The sequence below is a fragment of the Streptomyces sp. NPDC093598 genome, from assembly GCF_044764825.1.
In the GTDB taxonomy this organism is placed as follows: Bacteria; Actinomycetota; Actinomycetes; order Streptomycetales; family Streptomycetaceae; genus Streptomyces.
This window is the reverse complement of sequence record NZ_JBIWIV010000002.1, coordinates 678,870-694,772: the sequence shown is the minus strand read 5'-3', so window position 1 is coordinate 694,772 and position 15,903 is coordinate 678,870. Positions and strand designations below refer to the sequence as shown.

The following is a 15,903-nucleotide window of genomic DNA, read 5'->3' as shown; positions in this document are numbered from 1 at the left end:
TGTTCCACTCGGCACAAGCCCTGAACGAGCAAGCGCTCAGCAATCTGCCGGACGGGATCAGCCCGCGTCCAGCTCGACTATCAGCCGCTTCGGGGCGATCACCCGGTAGCTCTCCTCCACCCAGTCGCAGAGCACCTCCGCGGCCGGGGCGCCCTGCTGCTCCAACGGGATGCTCACCCATCCGGCCTTGCCCAGGCCGTATCCGGCGGGCTCGGCGCCGGGGCAGGCCAGCGCGTGCGCGTGCGCCGTCTCGTCCTTGAGCTTCACCGTCACCCCCAGGGGGTAACTGCCGTCCTGGACGCCGAGGAAGACGAACACCTTCTTGTTGACCTTCGCGACGGACTCGCCCCACGGGAACTCCTCGACGGCATCCGGCAGCCCCAGTGCGAACGCGCGCACTTTCTCCCACTTCTTCAGGGCATTCCTGGGCACGGCCATCGTGGTCCTCCGGGCTCGTCGTCGGGCTCCGCACTCCTCACGCTAGCCTCGGCCACCGACAGCGGCACGGGCTGAACGACCGAGGGGTGTCATGAGCAGGCAAAGCAGGACGGACCGTCCGTACGACATCGTGCTCTTCGGAGCCACCAGTTTCGCCGGGGCGCTCACCGCGGAGTACCTGGCCGCGCACGCGCCCGAGGGGCTGCGCTGGGCGATCGCGGGCCGCAACGCCGAGAAGCTGGAGCGGCTGCGGGAGCGGCTGCCCGCCGACGCGGAGGTGGGGGTGGAGCGGGCAGACGTCTCGGACCCCGCCTCGCTGCGCGCCCTCGCGGAGCACGCGCGCGTGGTGGCCACGACGGTCGGCCCGTACGTGAGGTACGGCGAGGAAGTCGTCGCCGCCTGCGCGGACGCCGGAACCGACTACCTCGACCTGTGCGGCGAGCCGGAGTTCGTGGACCTGATGTACGTCCGGCACGACGCACGCGCGCGGGAGACCGGGGCGCGGCTGGTGCACGCCGCCGGGTTCGACTCGATCCCGCACGACCTGGGCGTGTACTTCACCGTGCAGCAGCTGCCGGAGGACGTGCCGCTGACCGTGGAGGGCTTCGTCACCGCGGACGCGGCGTTCTCGGGCGGGACCTTCGCCTCCGCGCTCGGACAGTTCGCACGGCAGCGGGAGATGGCGGCGGCCGCTCGGGACCGGCGTCGGCACGAGCCGCGGCTGGTGGACCGGCGGGCGTCGGCACCGTTGGGCGGCCCGCGGTTCGCCAAGGAGGTCGGCGCGTGGGCACTGCCGATGCCGACCATCGATCCGCAGATCGTGCGGCGCTCGGCGTCGGCCCTCGACCGGTACGGGCCCGACTTCCGCTACCGGCAGTACGCGGCCGTCCGTCACCTGCCCGTCGCGGTGGGCGGGGTCGCGGCCGTCGGCGCCCTGGTCGCTGCGGCCCAGGTGCCGCCCGCGCGGCGCTGGTTGTCGGACCGGCTCAAGCCCGGGGACGGGCCGAGCCCCGAGAAGCGGGCGAAGAGCTGGTTCTGCCTGCGCTTCGTCGGCGAAGGCGGCGGCAAACGGGTGTACACGGAGGTCTCGGGCGGCGACCCCGGCTACGACGAGACGGCCAAGATGCTCGCCGAGTCGGCGCTGTGCCTGGCCTTCGACGATCTCCCGAAGACGGCGGGCCAGGTCACCACGGCCACGGCGATGGGCGACGCGCTGATCGACCGGCTGCGCGCGGCGGGCATCCGCTTCCGCGTCGCGTCGACCCGCTGAAAGCCGACCCGCTGAAGGCCCTACAGCGGCCACTCGGCGATGGTGTAGATCATCCCGGCGATCCAGCCGAGCCCCGCCAGCACGGCGAGGATCAGCCCTAGGGTGACGGCCCGCTCGACGGTCTGGGTCGGGCCGGCAACAGGCTTGGGCGCGCGGTGCGTTGTCATGCGCCCCAGCCTGCCGAGGGGGCGCCGGCGGGGCATCCGTACAGGTACTCAGAGCCGGTACTCAGATCCGGCCGACCGCCCCGCCCGCCCCCCTTCCCCCGGCTTGAGACTTTCGGCGTTCCACCCCCGGTGACCACTCGAAAAGTGCCAACAAGGAGTTCAATGAAACCCTTGAAGGCATGAGATTCCTCCTGGAAGTTTCCCTGGACGACACGGCGTTGGCGAAGGACCCGGCGGGCGAGCTGGGCCGGATCCTCAGGTACTGGGCCGGCAATCTGCGCCACTACGCGCTCGCCCCCGGGGACGAATCGGCGATCTACGACTCGGAGTACCGCGAGGTGGGCCGCTGGCGGGTGGACGGTCAGGTCGAGTAGGTCCGGCGGAGCGCCTCGCGGCACAGCGCGTCCGCCCTGCGCGTGGTCTCCGGGAGGCGGTAGGCGGGGGTCAGCGCGAGGGTGTGCGCGCAGGCGTTGTCCAGCGTCACCCGGTGGCCGACGGAGACGAAGACCGGCTTGACGGCGTCCCGCGTGCGCAGGGCGCGGCCGACCTCCTCGGAGCCGGCGAGCAACGGAGAGCTGCTGCCGCGCGGGATGTCCGGGTCGTCGTAGGTGAAGGTGAACGGGTTCTTGGCCACGCCGATCGTGGGCAGGCCGGTCAGGACGCCGAGGTGGCCGGCGAGGCCGAAGCGGCGGGGGTGGGCCAGGCCGTAGCCGTCGCAGACGACCAGGCCGGGCGGGCAGGGCAGGGCGTCGAGGGCGGCGAGGACCGTGGGGATCTCGCGGAAGGCGAGCAGTCCGGGCACATAGGGGAAGGAGACCCGGCCCACGGCCGTGGCCTCGGCGACGACTTCGAGACTCGACGCGTCCAGCACGACCGCTGCCGCCGCGACGACGTCCCGTTCGTCGTCGTACGCGACGTCGACCCCTGTCACCCGGCCGGTACCGGGCGGCGGTCCGGGTTCGCCGAGGATCACGTGCTCGCGCAGTTCGTCCTGGACGGCGCGGGCCTGTTCCTCGGTGGCGGGCCAGTCCTCGGGGATGCGTACGGTCGTCATGGTGCACCGAGCCTACGGGCTCCCCGGCGGCCGCACGGGTGCCCGGGGGTAGGCTCCCGATCATGTTCGTGCTGGAGCTGACGTACACCGCCCCGCTGGAAGCCGTCGACGCCGTGCTGGAGGAGCATGTGGTCTGGCTCGACGAGCAGTACCGGCAGGGGGTCTTCCTCGCGTCCGGGCGCAAGAACCCCCGCGACGGCGGGGTGATCATCGCCGTCGCGGGGGATCGCGCGCGGATCGAGGAGATCACCGCAAAGGACCCGTTCGTCACCGCGGGCGTGTGCGCGTACCGCGTCACCGAGTTCACGGCGACGAAGACGGCACCCGCCCTGGAGGGCTACCGGGAGACCCTCTGAGGCAGCCGCCTCACTTGCCCAGTGCGCGCTGCAGCTGACTCTTGTTCATGCTGGAACGGCCCTCGACGCCCTTGCGCTTGGCCTCCTGGTACAGCTGGTCGTAGGTGGGCCCCTGGGAGCCCCGTCCCGACCGCTGACCGCCCCGCTTGCCGGAGGAGATGTCCTTGGTGGAGGTGCGGCTGGCCGTCTTGGACTCGCCGGAGCGGGCGCGTTCCTTGTTCACCGTCCGGGCGGCGATCTCCTTGGCGCGGCCGGTGCTTTCACCCCGGTCCTTCGCGCTTTCCTTGATGTGTTCGTACTGGCGCTCCCGCTTGGAGCTCGAACCGCGTGGCATTCTCGCTCACTTCCTTTCACGATCAGTGAACGAGTACCCACCTTGCCAACGATCAGGGCATGCCGCATGCTCACTGCTCCAGGCGGGCAACCCGGCCCTTCTCGCCGGCGGCCCAGCACCCGTGGTCCGGGGTGCAGTCGACGGTGTCGTAGGAGCCCGTGTCGACGGTCCGCCAGGTCCGGCCGGCGTCCGTGGTGAGGTCGGTGCCGGTGGGGCCGACGGCCAGGGCGGCGGTGCGGCTGTGGGGGAGCCAGGCGACTCCGGAGCGGTAGGCGGGCGGGGGTGTGGCGGCCGGGCGCCAGGTGCGGCCGCCGTCGGAGGTGCGTGCGGCGGCGCGTGGTGAGGGCTGGTCGGGGCGGTAGTCGCCGCCGACGGCGAGACCGCGGGCGCGGTCGCGGAAGGCCAGCGCGAAGACGCCGCGGGCCGGGTCGCCCGCCGGGACGGGCGTGTCGGTGGCCGTCCAGGTGAGTCCCCGGTCGGCGGAGTGCAGCACTCGCGCGCGTGCCGCCCCGCCGGTGGCGAGCCAGACGTCCTTCGGCCCGGACGTCACCAGGCACTGGCCGCTCGCCGCGAATCCGGCCTCGCCCTCCTGTGCGGCAGGCATGCCCCGGTCCGGCAGCACCTTCCAGGTCCGGCCGCCGTCGCCGGTGGACAGGATGCGGAACTTCCCGTCCACCGGGTCGCTCATGGCGAGGCCGTGGCGGTGGTCGAAGAAGGCGAGGCAGTCGTAGAAGGCCTTCGGGTCGGTGTTGCGGAAGGACTCCGTCCAGGTCGCTCCGCCGTCGTCGGTGCGGTAGACGCGGGACGCCTCGCCCTCGCCGATGGCCAGGACCACGGCCCGGCGCGCGTCGAACGCCTCGACGTCCCGGAACTGCAACTCCCCCGCGCCCGGCGGCGAGACGTTCCGCCAGGTCGCTCCGCCGTCGGTGGTGCGCAGGACCGTGCCGCCGGTCCCGGCGACCCAGGCGGTGCTCCGGCTGACGGCCGCGAGGCCCCGGAAACGCGCCTCGGAGGCGCCGGTGTCCTTGAGTTCCCAGTGCGGTGCCCGATGCTCCGGCTCGTGCGCCTGCGCCGGTACGGCGGTCAGGGCTGCCAGTGCCGCGCAGGCCGCCATCGCGGTCGCCCTGCCCCGTGTTCGTCCCGTCGGTCGCGTGCTCCCCATGCGCCTCATGGCGGGGGAAGCTAGCCCACCGCCCGGGTGCCGTCCAGATGGCCTCGCGGCAGCTTGGAACGGTTCGGCGGACGCCACACGTGCCCACGGGGGCACACAAGGAGAGCCACGTCACTCTGGTGCATGAACACGGTGACAGAGGTCACTCGCACTTCGTGTGCACGGATTGGCTGATTCCGTCGTCTCTTCCCATGCCCGGCCTCATCCGCCCGGAAGTGTCCGTCCAGCCGTCACAAGGGAGCAAGGCGTTGTCCATCGTCATCGAGCAGCCCGTGGAGGCCCGCCTCGTCGCCGCCGCGCCGCGTATGCCGAGCATTCCCGCGACGCTGCACTACGACCGGCGTGATCCTTTCGCCGTACGCATGACCTTCCCCGCTCCGGCCACGCTGGAGGGCGTCGAGGTCTGCTGGACCTTCTCCCGCGAGCTGCTCGCCGCGGGCCAGAAGAACGCCGAGGGGCACGGCGACGTGCGCGTGCGGCCCTACGGCTACGACCGCACCGTCCTGGAGTTCCACGCCCCCGAGGGCACCGCCGTGGTCCACGTCCGCTCGAGCGAGATCCGTCGGTTCCTCGAGGCCACGAGCGAACTCGTGCCGGTCGGCTTGGAGCACCTCCAGCTGGACCTGGACCACGGTCTCGCCGAGCTGATGCGCGACGCGTGCTGAGCTAACGGGCCTTTTCGAGAAGGGCGTTGACCTCACCGTATGCGAGCGCGTCGGTCAGAGACCCGTATGTCCCCCGGTTGAGCAGCTCCCGCGCGGCCCGGCGGACCAGGGCGTGGGCGGCCTGGGCGACACCCGAGCCGACGCTGATACGGGCGACGCCCAGGGCGGCCAGTTCGGCGACCGGGGACGCGCCGGGACCGGCCATGACGTTCAACGGCCCGTCGACGCCGTCCACGAGTTCCTTCACAGTCCCCGGGTCGACGGCCCCGGGGACGAAGATCCCGTCGGCGCCTGCGGCGCGGAAGGCGGCCGCCCGCTCCAGGGTGAGGTCCACTCCCCCGGCACCGCTGAGGTAGGTGTCGATCCGGGCGTTGACGAACAGCGGCACACCCGCCGCGTCGGCCGCCTCGCGGGCGGCGGTGATCCGCTCGGCCTGCTCGGCGACGTCCCGCAGCGCTCCGCCGGCCCTGGTGCCGTACAGCGCGTCCTCGATGTTCACGCCCACCGCTCCCGCGTCGACGACCGCCCGGACCGTGTCGGCGACGCCCTCCGCGTCCTCGGCGTAGCCGCTCTCGATGTCAGCGGTCACGGGGACGGTCACGGCATCGGCAATCCTGGCGACGGCGGCCAGAGCCGCGTCCCGGCCCACCCGTTCGCCGTCCGGCGCGCCGAGCGCCCAGACGAGCCCGGCGCTGGTCGTCGCCACGGCGGCGGCACCCGCGTCCTCGACGATCCGGGCGCTCACGGCGTCCCAGGCGTTGGGCAGGACCAGCGGGGTCCCGGGAATGTGAAGGGCGTGGAAGGCCGAGGCGAGGTCGCTCTGCTTGGTCATGCGGTCAACTGAACCAGCGGGCGGGCGGCGGGTCCGGCAGGAATCCGACATGGTCGTGGGGTGCGTGCCGGGCTGTGGGTTCGACGGGGGTGGGGCGGTTGCCCGGCCATGGCTCGATATGACTGTGGGGTGCGTGCCGGGCTGTGGGTTCGACCCGAGCGTAGGGCGGGTGTCCGGCCACAGCTCGACCCGGACATGAAGCAGATACCGCCCACCCGCCCGATGATCGCGGAGTCGGCCCCGGGCCACGGGCCCGGCGTGGGCGTGGCGTGGAGGTCGGGTCGTGGGTCAGCCGCCCGGCGTCGGCGCCGGTGCTCTGGTCGCCGGAGCCACCGCCGTGCTCACCTCGCGCACCGCCCATCCCGGCCCGGGCCCCGCCGCCCCGGCGCGTGCGAGCAGGTCCTCGACCCGCCGCTCGTGGACGCGCACCTCCTGGTCCGGCAGCAGCAGCCCCGCGGCGGCGGCCAGCGCGGCGACCGCGGCGTCGCGCTCGGAGACCTCGGCGACCCGGCCCCGGAGGATCTCACGGGTCTCCTCCCGCAGCGCCTCGACGACGGCGAGCCGCTCCAGCGCGTACTCCACGGACGGGAACACCCCGAGCACCCGGCGCTTCTCCGCCCGCAGATACCCCTCGGCCACCAGTTGCTCCCGCACGGCGTCGAAGGTCACCCGTGCCCGCAGCGTCACCCACGTCCGCCAGGGGTGCGGGCACGACTCGCGGACGAGCTCCAGCAGCCCGTCGAGGACCGCGTCACCCGCGCTCGCGTCCAGGTCGACCGGCGTGGCGATGCCGTCCTCGTCGGTCAGCAGACCGTGCTGGGCCAGCTCGACGAGGGCGCCGGCCCGCACGAGGTCCGGCCGGTGGGCGGTGCCGCGGGCCGCCGGCCCTGCGGCGTCCCAGGCCAGCAGGCAGAGCCGGGCCGGCAGCGTGAGCGGGCCGTTGGGCACGGTGGCCTCCTATGGGCAGGAAGATCAAGTCGCACGTTAATGCGTTGACAGGCTCAGAGCGCCCTCCTACGGTGTGGAGCGTCCCTGTTGCCGCCGATTGGAGAAGGACGTTGCTCGTCTGAGGTCCTGAGACACCGCCTCACACCCGACTGGTGTGTGCGCTGCGTGCGACCTCGGCGTTCGAGCCGTCCTCCGGTGCAGGGCATTTTCATGTCCGTGATGTGCCATGGAGCCTCCCCCTGGTCGCAGGTGTCTCGACACGCGTTTGCCCCTGACCGCTTCGAGCAACCGCGAGTGAGGCCCCCATGTCCGCATCCATCACTGTCACGTCCCTCTCGTTCACCTGGCCCGACGGCAGCCCCGTCTTCGAGGGCCTGGACGTCGCGTTCGGCCCGGGCCGGACCGGCCTGGTCGGCGTCAACGGGTCGGGGAAATCCACCCTGTTGAAGCTGATCGCCGACGAGCTCGTACCGGCCGACGGCACCGTCCGCGTGGCCGGCGAGGTCGGATACCTCCCGCAGAACGTCACGCTCGACACCACCCTGCGCGTCGACGAGGCCCTCGGCATCGCCGGCCGGCGCGCCGCCCTGCACGCCATCGAGTCGGGCGACGTCTCCGAGGCGCACTTCGAGACCGTCGGCGACGACTGGGACGTGGAGGAGCGCGCCCTGGCCACGCTCGGTGAACTCGGTCTCGGTCACGTCGAGTTGGACCGCACCATCGGTGAGGTGTCCGGCGGCGAGTCCGTCCTGCTGCGGCTGGCCGCACTACTGCTGCGCCGCCCCGACGTGCTGTTGCTGGACGAGCCGACCAACAACCTCGACCTGTACGCCCGCAGGCGGCTGTACACGGCCGTCCAGTCCTGGCCGGGCGTGATGGTCGTCGTCAGCCACGACCGCGAACTGCTCGACCTCGTCGATCAGATCGCCGATCTGCGCTCCGGCGAGATCACCTGGTACGGCGGCAACTACTCCGACTACGAGGAGGCCCTCGAGATCGAACAGGAGGCGGCCGAGCGCATGGTGCGCGTCGCCGAGTCCGACTTCCGCAAGCAGAAGCGCGAACTGGCCGACGCCCAGGTCAAGCTGGCCCGCCGCAAGCGGTACGGGCAGAAGATGTGGGACAGCAAGCGCGAGCCGAAGATCGTCATGGGGGCACGCAAGCGCGCGGCACAGGAGTCCGCGGGCAAGCACCGGATCATGCACGAGGAGAAGCTCGCCGAGGCCAGGGAGCGGCTCGACGAGGCGGTGGAGGCCGTACGGGACGACGACGAGATCCGCGTCGACCTGCCGTACACGGCCGTGCCGCCGGGGCGTACCGTCCTCACCCTCCAGGACCTGGGGCTCCGGTACGGCGCCCGGGTGGCGGGCGGCTTCGACCTGCGTGGGCCGGAGCGGGTCGCGCTGATCGGGCGCAACGGCGCGGGCAAGACGACGCTGCTGCGCACGATCACCGGCGAGCTCGCCCCGGAGTCGGGCGAGGTGCGGGCGCACGTCCCGCTGCGGTTCCTGCCGCAGCGGCTCGACGTCCTCGACGGGGAGCGGACCGTCGCCGAGAACGTGGCCCGGTTCGCGCCGGGCGCCACCAACAACCGGATCCGGGCGCGGCTGGCGCGCTTCCTGTTCCGGGGCGCCCGGGCCGACCAGAAGGCGGCGACGCTGTCCGGCGGCGAACGTTTCCGGGCCGCGCTGGCGGCGCTGATGCTGGCGGAGCCCGCCCCGCAGTTGCTCATGCTGGACGAGCCGACCAACAACCTCGACATGGCGAGCGTCCGGCAGCTCACGACGGCCCTGGAGTCGTACGAGGGAGCGCTGATCGTGGCCAGCCACGACCTGCCGTTCCTGGAGTCGGTCGGCATCACGCGCTGGCTGCTGCTGGAGGACGGAGAACTGCGGGAAATCACGCCAGAGGCTGTCGGGTTTTCCTCCTAGCGTCGGTGGCATGACCGACGTCACGCACCATGCCATCACCCTGACCGGAGCACGCGAGAACAACCTCAAGGACGTCACCCTGCGCATCCCGAAAGGCCGGCTGACCGTGTTCACCGGCGTTTCGGGGTCGGGGAAGTCGTCCGTGGTCTTCGACACGATCGCGGTGGAGTCGCAGCGCCAGCTGAACGAGACGTATCCCTGGTTCGTCCGCAACCGGCTGCCCAAGTTCGAGCGGCCGCACGCGGACGGCCTGGAGCACCTCACCCCCGCGATCGTCGTCGACCAGCGACAGGTCGCGGGCCACTCCCGGTCGACCGTCGGCACCATGACGGACGTCTACTCGGTGATCCGGGTGCTGTTCTCCCGGCACGGCAGCCCGAGCGCCGGGCCCGCGACGGCGTACTCGTTCAACGACCCGTCGGGCATGTGCCCCGAGTGCGACGGCCTCGGCCGGACGGTACGGCCCGACTGGGACCGCATCCTGGACCCGGACCGCTCCCTCGCGGACGGGGCGGTCCGCTTCCCGCCGTTCGCCGCCGGGACCTGGCAGGGGCAGGCGTACACGAACAGCGCCGACCTCGACCCGCACAAGCCGGTGGGGCGGTTCACCGCCGACGAGCGGGACTTCCTGATGCGGGGACGGCCCGGCAGCAAGGTCACCGTCAACGGCAGCGGCGGCACCTGGACCACCGAGTACGAGGGGCTGGCCGTCCGCTTCGAGCGGCTGTACCTGAAGCGGGACCTGTCGGCCATGAGCCAGAAGACCCGGGACCTGGTTCGCGCCTTCCTGGTGGAGGGCACCTGCCCGGTCTGCCGTGGAGCACGTCTGAACGCGACGGCGCTCGCGACCCGGATCGACGGCCGGTCGATCGCCGACTGCACCCGCATGCAGGTGACGGACCTGATCGCCGTACTGAGGGAGATCGACGACCCGGTGGCCGCGCCGATCGCCTCGGCCGCCGTCGCCGCGCTGGAGCGCATCGAGGCGATCGGCCTCGGCTATCTCAGCCTCGACCGGGAGACGGCCACGCTCAGCGGCGGCGAGGGACAGCGGCTGAAGACGGTGCGGCACCTCGGCTCCAGCCTGACCGGCATGACGTACATCTTCGACGAGCCGAGCGTCGGCCTGCACCCGCGTGACGTGGGCCGGCTCGGCGACCTGCTGCTGCGGCTGCGCGACAAGGGCAACACCGTGCTGGTCGTCGAGCACGACCCGGACGTGATCGCGCTGGCCGATCACGTCGTCGACATGGGGCCCGGGGCCGGTGCCTCGGGCGGCACGGTGGTGTTCGAGGGAACGCCGCGGGAGCTGGCGGCGTCCGGCACGCTCACCGGGCGCTGCCTGCGCACCCGTACGGCGGTCAAGGACGAGGTGCGGCAGCCGACCGGTGCGCTGTGGGTCAAGGGCGCCGCCCGGCACAACCTGCGGGACGTGACCGTACGGTTCCCGGCCGGTGTGCTCACGGCGGTGACCGGGGTCGCCGGGTCCGGCAAGAGCACCCTGGTCGGGGAGTTCACCGCCGCGCACGACGCGGCCGTGGTCGTCGACCAGTCGTCGATCGGCATCTCGGGCCGCTCCACCCCGGCCACCTACCTGGGGCTCATGGACACGGTACGGAAGATCTTCGCCCGCCAGACGGGAGCCGAGGCGGGCCTCTTCAGCTTCAACTCCCGTGGTGCCTGCGGCACCTGCGAGGGCCGGGGCATCATCTACACCGACCTCGCCTTCATGGACCCGGTGACGACGACCTGCCACGACTGCGAGGGGCGGCGCTTCAAAGAGGAGGTGCTGCGGCTGACCGTGCGGGGCAGCTCCATCGCCGACGTCCTGGAGATGACGGCCGAGCAGGCGCTCGGCTTCTTCGACGACACGGGCGTACGGCGCCGGCTGCGCGCCCTGCGGGACGTCGGCCTCACCTATCTGACGCTCGGCCAGCCCCTCTCCACGCTCTCCGGGGGCGAGCGGCAGCGCATCAAACTGGCCACGCGGCTGCATCGCACGGGCGCGGTCTACGTGCTCGACGAGCCGACGACCGGCCTGCACATGGCGGACGTGGAGGGTCTCGTCGCCCTGCTGGACCGGCTGGTCGACTCGGGCAACACGGTCGTCGTCGTCGAGCACAACCTCGATGTGATCGCCCGGGCCGACTGGGTGATCGACCTCGGCCCGGACGGCGGCCGGGACGGGGGCGAGATCGTCTTCGAAGGGACACCGCGCCAACTCCTGGCTGCGCAGGGGTCGTTCACGGGGGAGCATCTGCGGCGGGCGGTCCGCTCGGACGTCAACGTGCCGGGGTGAGCTCCCCGGTGAGCGGTACGCCCGGGTGAGCGCTGTTGCTGACGACGGCGAGGCGGGGGCCTCGTGGTCCGGGATGCCACTGCCCGCCGACCAGGGGAAGGAGGGCGATGTTGGGCGTAGGCCCCCGGGTCCAGTCGAGACGACCGGCGATGGTGTCGAGGCGGGTGCCGGCGAGGGCCTGGGCGACGGACGCCCGGTCGGTGGGGTCGTCCGCGACGGAGAGGGCGTGGTGGGCCGTCTCCAGGAGGGCGTGGGCCAGACCCAGCGGCTGGAGCCAGGCGGCACCGGTGTCCTGCCGGTAGGCGCGGGCGAGCTCGGCACACGTGGTGCCGTCCAGTCCGGAGCGGTAGGGGTGGCCGGGGCTCCAGTAGACCAGGGTGGCCACGCGGGCGTCGGCCAGTTCGCCGTGGACGCCGGGGGCGGGGGTGGTGTGGGTGTGCGGGTAGGTCAGCCAGCGCGAGCAGGTGATCAGCCGCGGACGCAGCCCGGCCTCGCGGGCCTGGCGGTGGAAGAGGGCGAGGTCGGTGGCGGTGGCGGCGCTGGTGACCAGGTCGGCGCCGTGCTCCCGCATCCGGCCGACCTGCGCCCGGAAGCCGTCGGCCGGTTCGCCGTAGGCGCCGAGATCGACCAGGGTGTGCCCGCGCGGGGACGTCACCGGGGCGAAGCCGTAGCGGTGGTGACGCAGCAGACCGCCTTGCAGGTCGTCGTTCCAAAGGCATCCGACGGCGCCCCGGCCGCCGGCCAGCTCCCACAGGTCGGCGAAGACGGCGGCGATGTCGTCCAGCCCCCATGCGAAGTGGTAGGTCCAGCGGAAGCGGTGCCCGGGCCCGGCGCCGCGTGTGTGGACGTACGCCTGCCAGGGGAACGTGGTCGACACGCAGGGGACCCGGATCTCCTCGCAGGCCGCGGTGACGGCGGGCAGGACCCGGGTGCCGGCCATGGTGAGCACGAGCTGCGCGCCGTCGGCTCCGGCCAGGTCGCGCACGGCCCGGCGGGCCGCTTCGGGGTCCGAGCGGCTGTCGCGCACGACGACGGTCACGTCGTGGCGGCGCGTGCCGTTGCGGACGTGCGCGAGGCGGGGCGCGAGCTTGCGCAGCACGTACGACAGCGGTGACCCGAGAGGGGCCAGTCGACCCGTCAGAGGCGCTACGACGCCCACACACAGGGAAGATGACGACATGACGGCCCCTCTCCGGGCTGTACCGGTGTGGCGGCTCAGCGGCCGGAACGGTCCACGGTGAGGCAGGTGGTCTTGCTGAACACGGCCACCGTCTCGTTGCCGCAGTTGTTGCTGTGGCCGGAGGCGTTCCGGGCGAAGAGCAGGTTGGACAGGACGCCGCCGCTGGGGCCCGCCTGGTCGCCGCCGCCCCTGCCGTCGTCCTCGGTTACGCAGGTGCGCTCCTTGAAGAGCGCCACCTTGCCCGTCCCGCAGAGGTTGGCGTGGCCGGAGGAGTTCCTGCCGGAGAGGTTGGACACCACCCCGCCCGCCCCCGCGTCGCCGTCTCCGGCATGGGCCGTGGCCATGCCGGCCGGAACAGCCATGAGCATCCCCGCGATCGAGGCCACTACCGCGATACGCCGCGCGCCGTACATGTCGTTCGGTTTCCTTCCGTCGGGTGGGTCCCGGCCGTTCCTGCCGGGAGCACTAGGCCTAACGACCTGACGGAAGATCGACACGGGCCTGGTGCGGTGAATCATCTGCAAGACGGTTGATCAGGTACTCCGACGGGATGCCGGGCGCACGGGCGTTGACACGTCAAGGAGCAGACCGCGCTGTGCACCATTGGGGTGGTTTGGCCGCCCGCAGGCCGGTCATGCGGGCGGGTCCGCGAACACTGGAGGAGGGGGTGGCGCGGGCCACCGGGGAGGAGGAACGGCATGGCCGAGGGCACGGTGCTGCTGGCGGTGGCGGAGCGTCCGGAGGACGGGGGTGCCGCCGCGGGGCAGTTGACGCGCATCGCCGAGGGGATCCGGGCGCGCGGCTTACAGGTGCGATGGGTGGTGAGCGTCGCCGACGCCGAGGCGGTGCTCAGGACAGAGGCCGGCCTGGCCGCCGCGGTGGTCGCCTGGGACCTTCCGTCCCCGGCCGGGGACGGACCGGGTGGTGCGACGGTGCTGCACCGGATCGGGCGCCGGTTCCAGAACCTGCCGGTGTTCCTGGCCATGGCGGACGAGGGGCTGCGTGAGCTGCCGCTGTGGGTTTCGCAGTCGGTGGTGGGCTATGTGTGGCCCCTGGAGGACACGCCGGCGTTCCTCGCCGGGCGGATCACCACCGCCGCGCGCGCCTACCAGGACGCGCTGCTCCCGCCGTTCTTCAAGGCACTGCGGCGCTTCGACGACGCGCACGAGTACTCGTGGCACACCCCGGCGCACTCCGGGGGTGTCGCCTTCCTCAAATCTCCCGTGGGCCGGGCGTTCCACGACTACTTCGGGGAGCGGCTGCTGCGCAGCGACCTGTCGATCTCGGTGGAGGAGCTCGGCTCGCTGTTCGAGCACACCGGGCCGATCGGCGAGGCGGAGCGCAACGCCGCTCGGGTCTTCGGCTCCGCGCGCACGTACTTCGTCCTGCACGGTGACTCCACCTGCAACCGCCTGGTCGGCCACTTCAGCGTGACCCGGGACGAGATCGCCCTGGTGGACCGCAACTGCCACAAGTCCGTCCTGCACGGCCTGGTCGTCTCCGGCGCGCGACCGGTGTACCTGGTCCCGACCCGTAACGGCTACGGCCTGGCCGGGCCCCTGCCGCCGGCCGAGATCGCGGCAGGCTCGGTGGCGGCGCGGATCGCCGCGAACCCGCTGACGGCGGACGCCGTCTCCTCGCGTGCCCAGTACGCGGTGTTCACCAACTCCACGTACGACGGGCTGTGTTACGACGCGGTGGCGGCGGCCCGCGCGTTCGCCGACGGCACGTCCCGGCTGCACTTCGACGAGGCGTGGTTCGCGTACGCCCGCTTCCATCCGCTCTACGCCGGTCGCTACGGCATGTCGGTGGACGAGGAGGCCTTCCCCAGCCCCGACCGGCCGACGGTCTTCGCGACCCAGTCCACCCACAAGCTGCTGGCGGCACTCTCGCAGGGCGCCATGGTGCATGTCCGGCCCGCGCCGCGGGCGCCGGTGGAGCACGACCGGTTCAACGAGGCGCTGATGATGCACGGCACGACGTCGCCGCTGTACCCGATGATCGCCTCACTGGACGTGGCCACGGCGATGATGGACGGTCCGCAGGGACAGTGGCTGGTCGACGAGGCGGTGACCGAGGCGGTCCGGTTCCGCCAGGAGATGGTGCGCATCGGGCGCCGGATCGAGGCCGCCGGTGACCGGCCGCCCTGGTTCTTCGGGGTGTGGCAGCCGACCGAGGTGACCGACCCCGCGAACGGGGAACTCGTGCCCTTCGACGAGGCCCCGGCCGACCTGCTGCGGACCGATCCCTCCTGCTGGCACCTCGCGCCCGACGCGGACTGGCACGGCTTCCCCGGACTGACCGACGGCTACTGCATGCTCGACCCGATCAAGGTCACCCTGACCTGCCCGGGGCTCGACGCGACCGGGGTGATGTCCGACCGGGGGATCCCGGCCCGGGTGCTCACCGCCTATCTGACCACGCGCGGAATCGTCGTCGAGAAGACCGACAGCTACACGACTCTGGTGCTGTTCTCCATGGGCATCACCAAGGGCAAGTGGGGCACCCTGCTGGACGCCCTGATGGACTTCAAGGACCTCTACGACGGCGACACGCCGCTCGACCGTGTGCTGCCCGCGCTGGTAGCGGAGCACCCACGGCGCTACGCCGGGCTGACGTTGCGCGAGCTGTGCCAGGAGATGCACGACCACCTGCGCGAGGCCCGGCTGGTCGAACTCCTCGACACCGCCTTCCAGCAGCTCCCGGAGCCCGTCGCCCCGCCCCAGACGTGCTACCAGCGCCTGATCCGCGGCGGCACGGAACGGATCCGGCTGGCGGACGCGCCGGGCCGGGTCGCGGCCGCGATGGTCACGATGACACCGCCCGGCATCCCGGTCCTCATGCCGGGTGAGAGCGTCGGCGAGCCGGACGGCCCCCTCCTGCGCTACCTCGGCGCCCTGGAGTCCTTCGACCGCCGCTTCCCCGGCTTCGGCAGCGAGACCCACGGGGTGACCCGGGACCCCGACACCGGCGACTACCGGATCGAGTGCCTGCGCCCGGACGTACCCGAGGGCATCCCGGCTGCGACGACGCCGGCGCAGCGGCAGGGGCTGGAGGGGGCTGGGTCACCGGGGTGAATCCGAGGAGGACGCGCTCCTCACGCGGGGCCTTCGGCTGGGGCAGCCGAAGTCGAGACGGTCGGCCCGGTGCAGCAGCCCCCGGCCGTCCGTCGCCGCCTTTGCAACGGGCAACCGGCGGGGCGAGAATCCAGCCCGTCACAGGGGGCCGCCGTCCCTGACGGTGCCACGGGCGGTCCCG

General features: G+C 72.4%; 16 protein-coding genes. 7 read left to right on the top strand and 9 right to left on the bottom strand.

All coding sequences use genetic code 11. The features are described from left to right. Positions 1–57: 57 nt before the first annotated feature. The gene (locus tag ACIRDU_RS09140; protein ID WP_403576320.1) at positions 58–438 is read right to left on the bottom strand and encodes an MmcQ/YjbR family DNA-binding protein; all 381 of its coding nucleotides are present in this window, start codon (positions 436–438) and stop codon (positions 58–60) included. Between the two features lie 91 nt (positions 439–529). Here ACIRDU_RS09140 and ACIRDU_RS09135 point away from each other — a divergent pair, with 91 nt between their 5' ends. Then, positions 530–1,708: a saccharopine dehydrogenase family protein gene (locus ACIRDU_RS09135; RefSeq protein WP_403576318.1), complete on the top strand. Its 1,179-nt coding sequence runs from the start codon at positions 530–532 to the stop codon at positions 1,706–1,708. Positions 1,709–1,728: 20 nt separating this feature from the next. On the opposite strand, the gene mmpA is transcribed toward ACIRDU_RS09135, so the two are convergent. Further along, positions 1,729–1,875 carry a morphogenic membrane protein MmpA gene (mmpA, locus tag ACIRDU_RS09130; protein ID WP_167345880.1) on the bottom strand — a complete coding sequence of 49 codons (147 nt, stop codon included), beginning with the start codon at positions 1,873–1,875 and terminating at the stop codon, positions 1,729–1,731. 179 nt (positions 1,876–2,054) lie between these two features. On the opposite strand from mmpA, the gene ACIRDU_RS09125 reads away from it, so the two are divergent. Then, a complete protein-coding gene (locus ACIRDU_RS09125; RefSeq protein WP_403576316.1) occupies positions 2,055–2,249 on the top strand; it encodes a hypothetical protein in 195 nt (64 codons plus the stop codon). Here the strand turns inward: ACIRDU_RS09125 and ACIRDU_RS09120 are convergent. Further along, a complete protein-coding gene (locus ACIRDU_RS09120; RefSeq protein ID WP_403576314.1) occupies positions 2,237–2,929 on the bottom strand; it encodes an endonuclease V in 693 nt (230 codons plus the stop codon). The genes ACIRDU_RS09125 and ACIRDU_RS09120 overlap by 13 nt on opposite strands. A 62-nt stretch (positions 2,930–2,991) precedes the next feature. On the opposite strand from ACIRDU_RS09120, the gene ACIRDU_RS09115 reads away from it, so the two are divergent. Continuing rightward, positions 2,992–3,285, top strand: coding sequence for a YciI family protein (locus tag ACIRDU_RS09115; RefSeq protein WP_403576312.1), 294 nt, complete (start codon positions 2,992–2,994; stop codon positions 3,283–3,285). 10 nt (positions 3,286–3,295) lie between these two features. Here ACIRDU_RS09115 and ACIRDU_RS09110 read toward each other — a convergent pair whose 3' ends face one another. Both ACIRDU_RS09110 and ACIRDU_RS09105 read right to left on the bottom strand, forming a co-directional pair. After that, positions 3,296–3,619: a plasmid stabilization protein gene (locus ACIRDU_RS09110; protein WP_403576310.1), complete on the bottom strand. Its 324-nt coding sequence runs from the start codon at positions 3,617–3,619 to the stop codon at positions 3,296–3,298. 70 nt (positions 3,620–3,689) lie between these two features. Beyond that, positions 3,690–4,781, bottom strand: a complete 1,092-nt coding sequence (locus ACIRDU_RS09105; RefSeq protein ID WP_403576308.1) for a WD40/YVTN/BNR-like repeat-containing protein — start codon at positions 4,779–4,781, stop codon at positions 3,690–3,692. Between the two features lie 257 nt (positions 4,782–5,038). Here ACIRDU_RS09105 and ACIRDU_RS09100 point away from each other — a divergent pair, with 257 nt between their 5' ends. Further along, positions 5,039–5,455 carry an SsgA family sporulation/cell division regulator gene (locus ACIRDU_RS09100; protein ID WP_031135075.1) on the top strand — a complete coding sequence of 139 codons (417 nt, stop codon included), beginning with the start codon at positions 5,039–5,041 and terminating at the stop codon, positions 5,453–5,455. 1 nt (position 5,456) lies between these two features. Here the strand turns inward: ACIRDU_RS09100 and ACIRDU_RS09095 are convergent, their stop codons facing one another. Continuing rightward, complete coding sequence (locus ACIRDU_RS09095; RefSeq protein ID WP_403576306.1) at positions 5,457–6,287, bottom strand: isocitrate lyase/phosphoenolpyruvate mutase family protein; 831 nt, start codon at positions 6,285–6,287, stop codon at positions 5,457–5,459. A gap of 288 nt (positions 6,288–6,575) precedes the next feature. Further along, the gene (locus ACIRDU_RS09090; RefSeq protein ID WP_403576304.1) at positions 6,576–7,235 is read right to left on the bottom strand and encodes a GPP34 family phosphoprotein; all 660 of its coding nucleotides are present in this window, start codon (positions 7,233–7,235) and stop codon (positions 6,576–6,578) included. A gap of 305 nt (positions 7,236–7,540) precedes the next feature. On the opposite strand from ACIRDU_RS09090, the gene ACIRDU_RS09085 reads away from it, so the two are divergent. Both ACIRDU_RS09085 and ACIRDU_RS09080 read left to right on the top strand, forming a co-directional pair. Further along, the gene (locus tag ACIRDU_RS09085) at positions 7,541–9,166 is read left to right on the top strand and encodes an ABC-F family ATP-binding cassette domain-containing protein (protein WP_403576302.1); all 1,626 of its coding nucleotides are present in this window, start codon (positions 7,541–7,543) and stop codon (positions 9,164–9,166) included. A 10-nt stretch (positions 9,167–9,176) separates the two neighbouring features. After that, positions 9,177–11,465 (top strand): ATP-binding cassette domain-containing protein, encoded by a 2,289-nt coding sequence (locus ACIRDU_RS09080; RefSeq protein ID WP_403576300.1) that lies wholly within the window; start codon positions 9,177–9,179, stop codon positions 11,463–11,465. Here ACIRDU_RS09080 and ACIRDU_RS09075 read toward each other — a convergent pair. Both ACIRDU_RS09075 and ACIRDU_RS09070 read right to left on the bottom strand, forming a co-directional pair. Then, entirely contained in the window at positions 11,449–12,645 is a 1,197-nt protein-coding gene (locus ACIRDU_RS09075; protein WP_403576298.1) for an ABC transporter substrate-binding protein, read from the bottom strand. The two genes, ACIRDU_RS09080 and ACIRDU_RS09075, sit on opposite strands and share 17 nt — an antisense overlap. Positions 12,646–12,680: 35 nt before the next feature. Next, positions 12,681–13,058 (bottom strand): hypothetical protein, encoded by a 378-nt coding sequence (locus ACIRDU_RS09070; RefSeq protein WP_403576296.1) that lies wholly within the window; start codon positions 13,056–13,058, stop codon positions 12,681–12,683. Positions 13,059–13,343: 285 nt separating this feature from the next. Here ACIRDU_RS09070 and ACIRDU_RS09065 point away from each other — a divergent pair, with 285 nt between their 5' ends. Continuing rightward, positions 13,344–15,722: an Orn/Lys/Arg decarboxylase N-terminal domain-containing protein gene (locus ACIRDU_RS09065; protein ID WP_403576294.1), complete on the top strand. Its 2,379-nt coding sequence runs from the start codon at positions 13,344–13,346 to the stop codon at positions 15,720–15,722. Positions 15,723–15,903 lie beyond the last annotated feature (181 nt).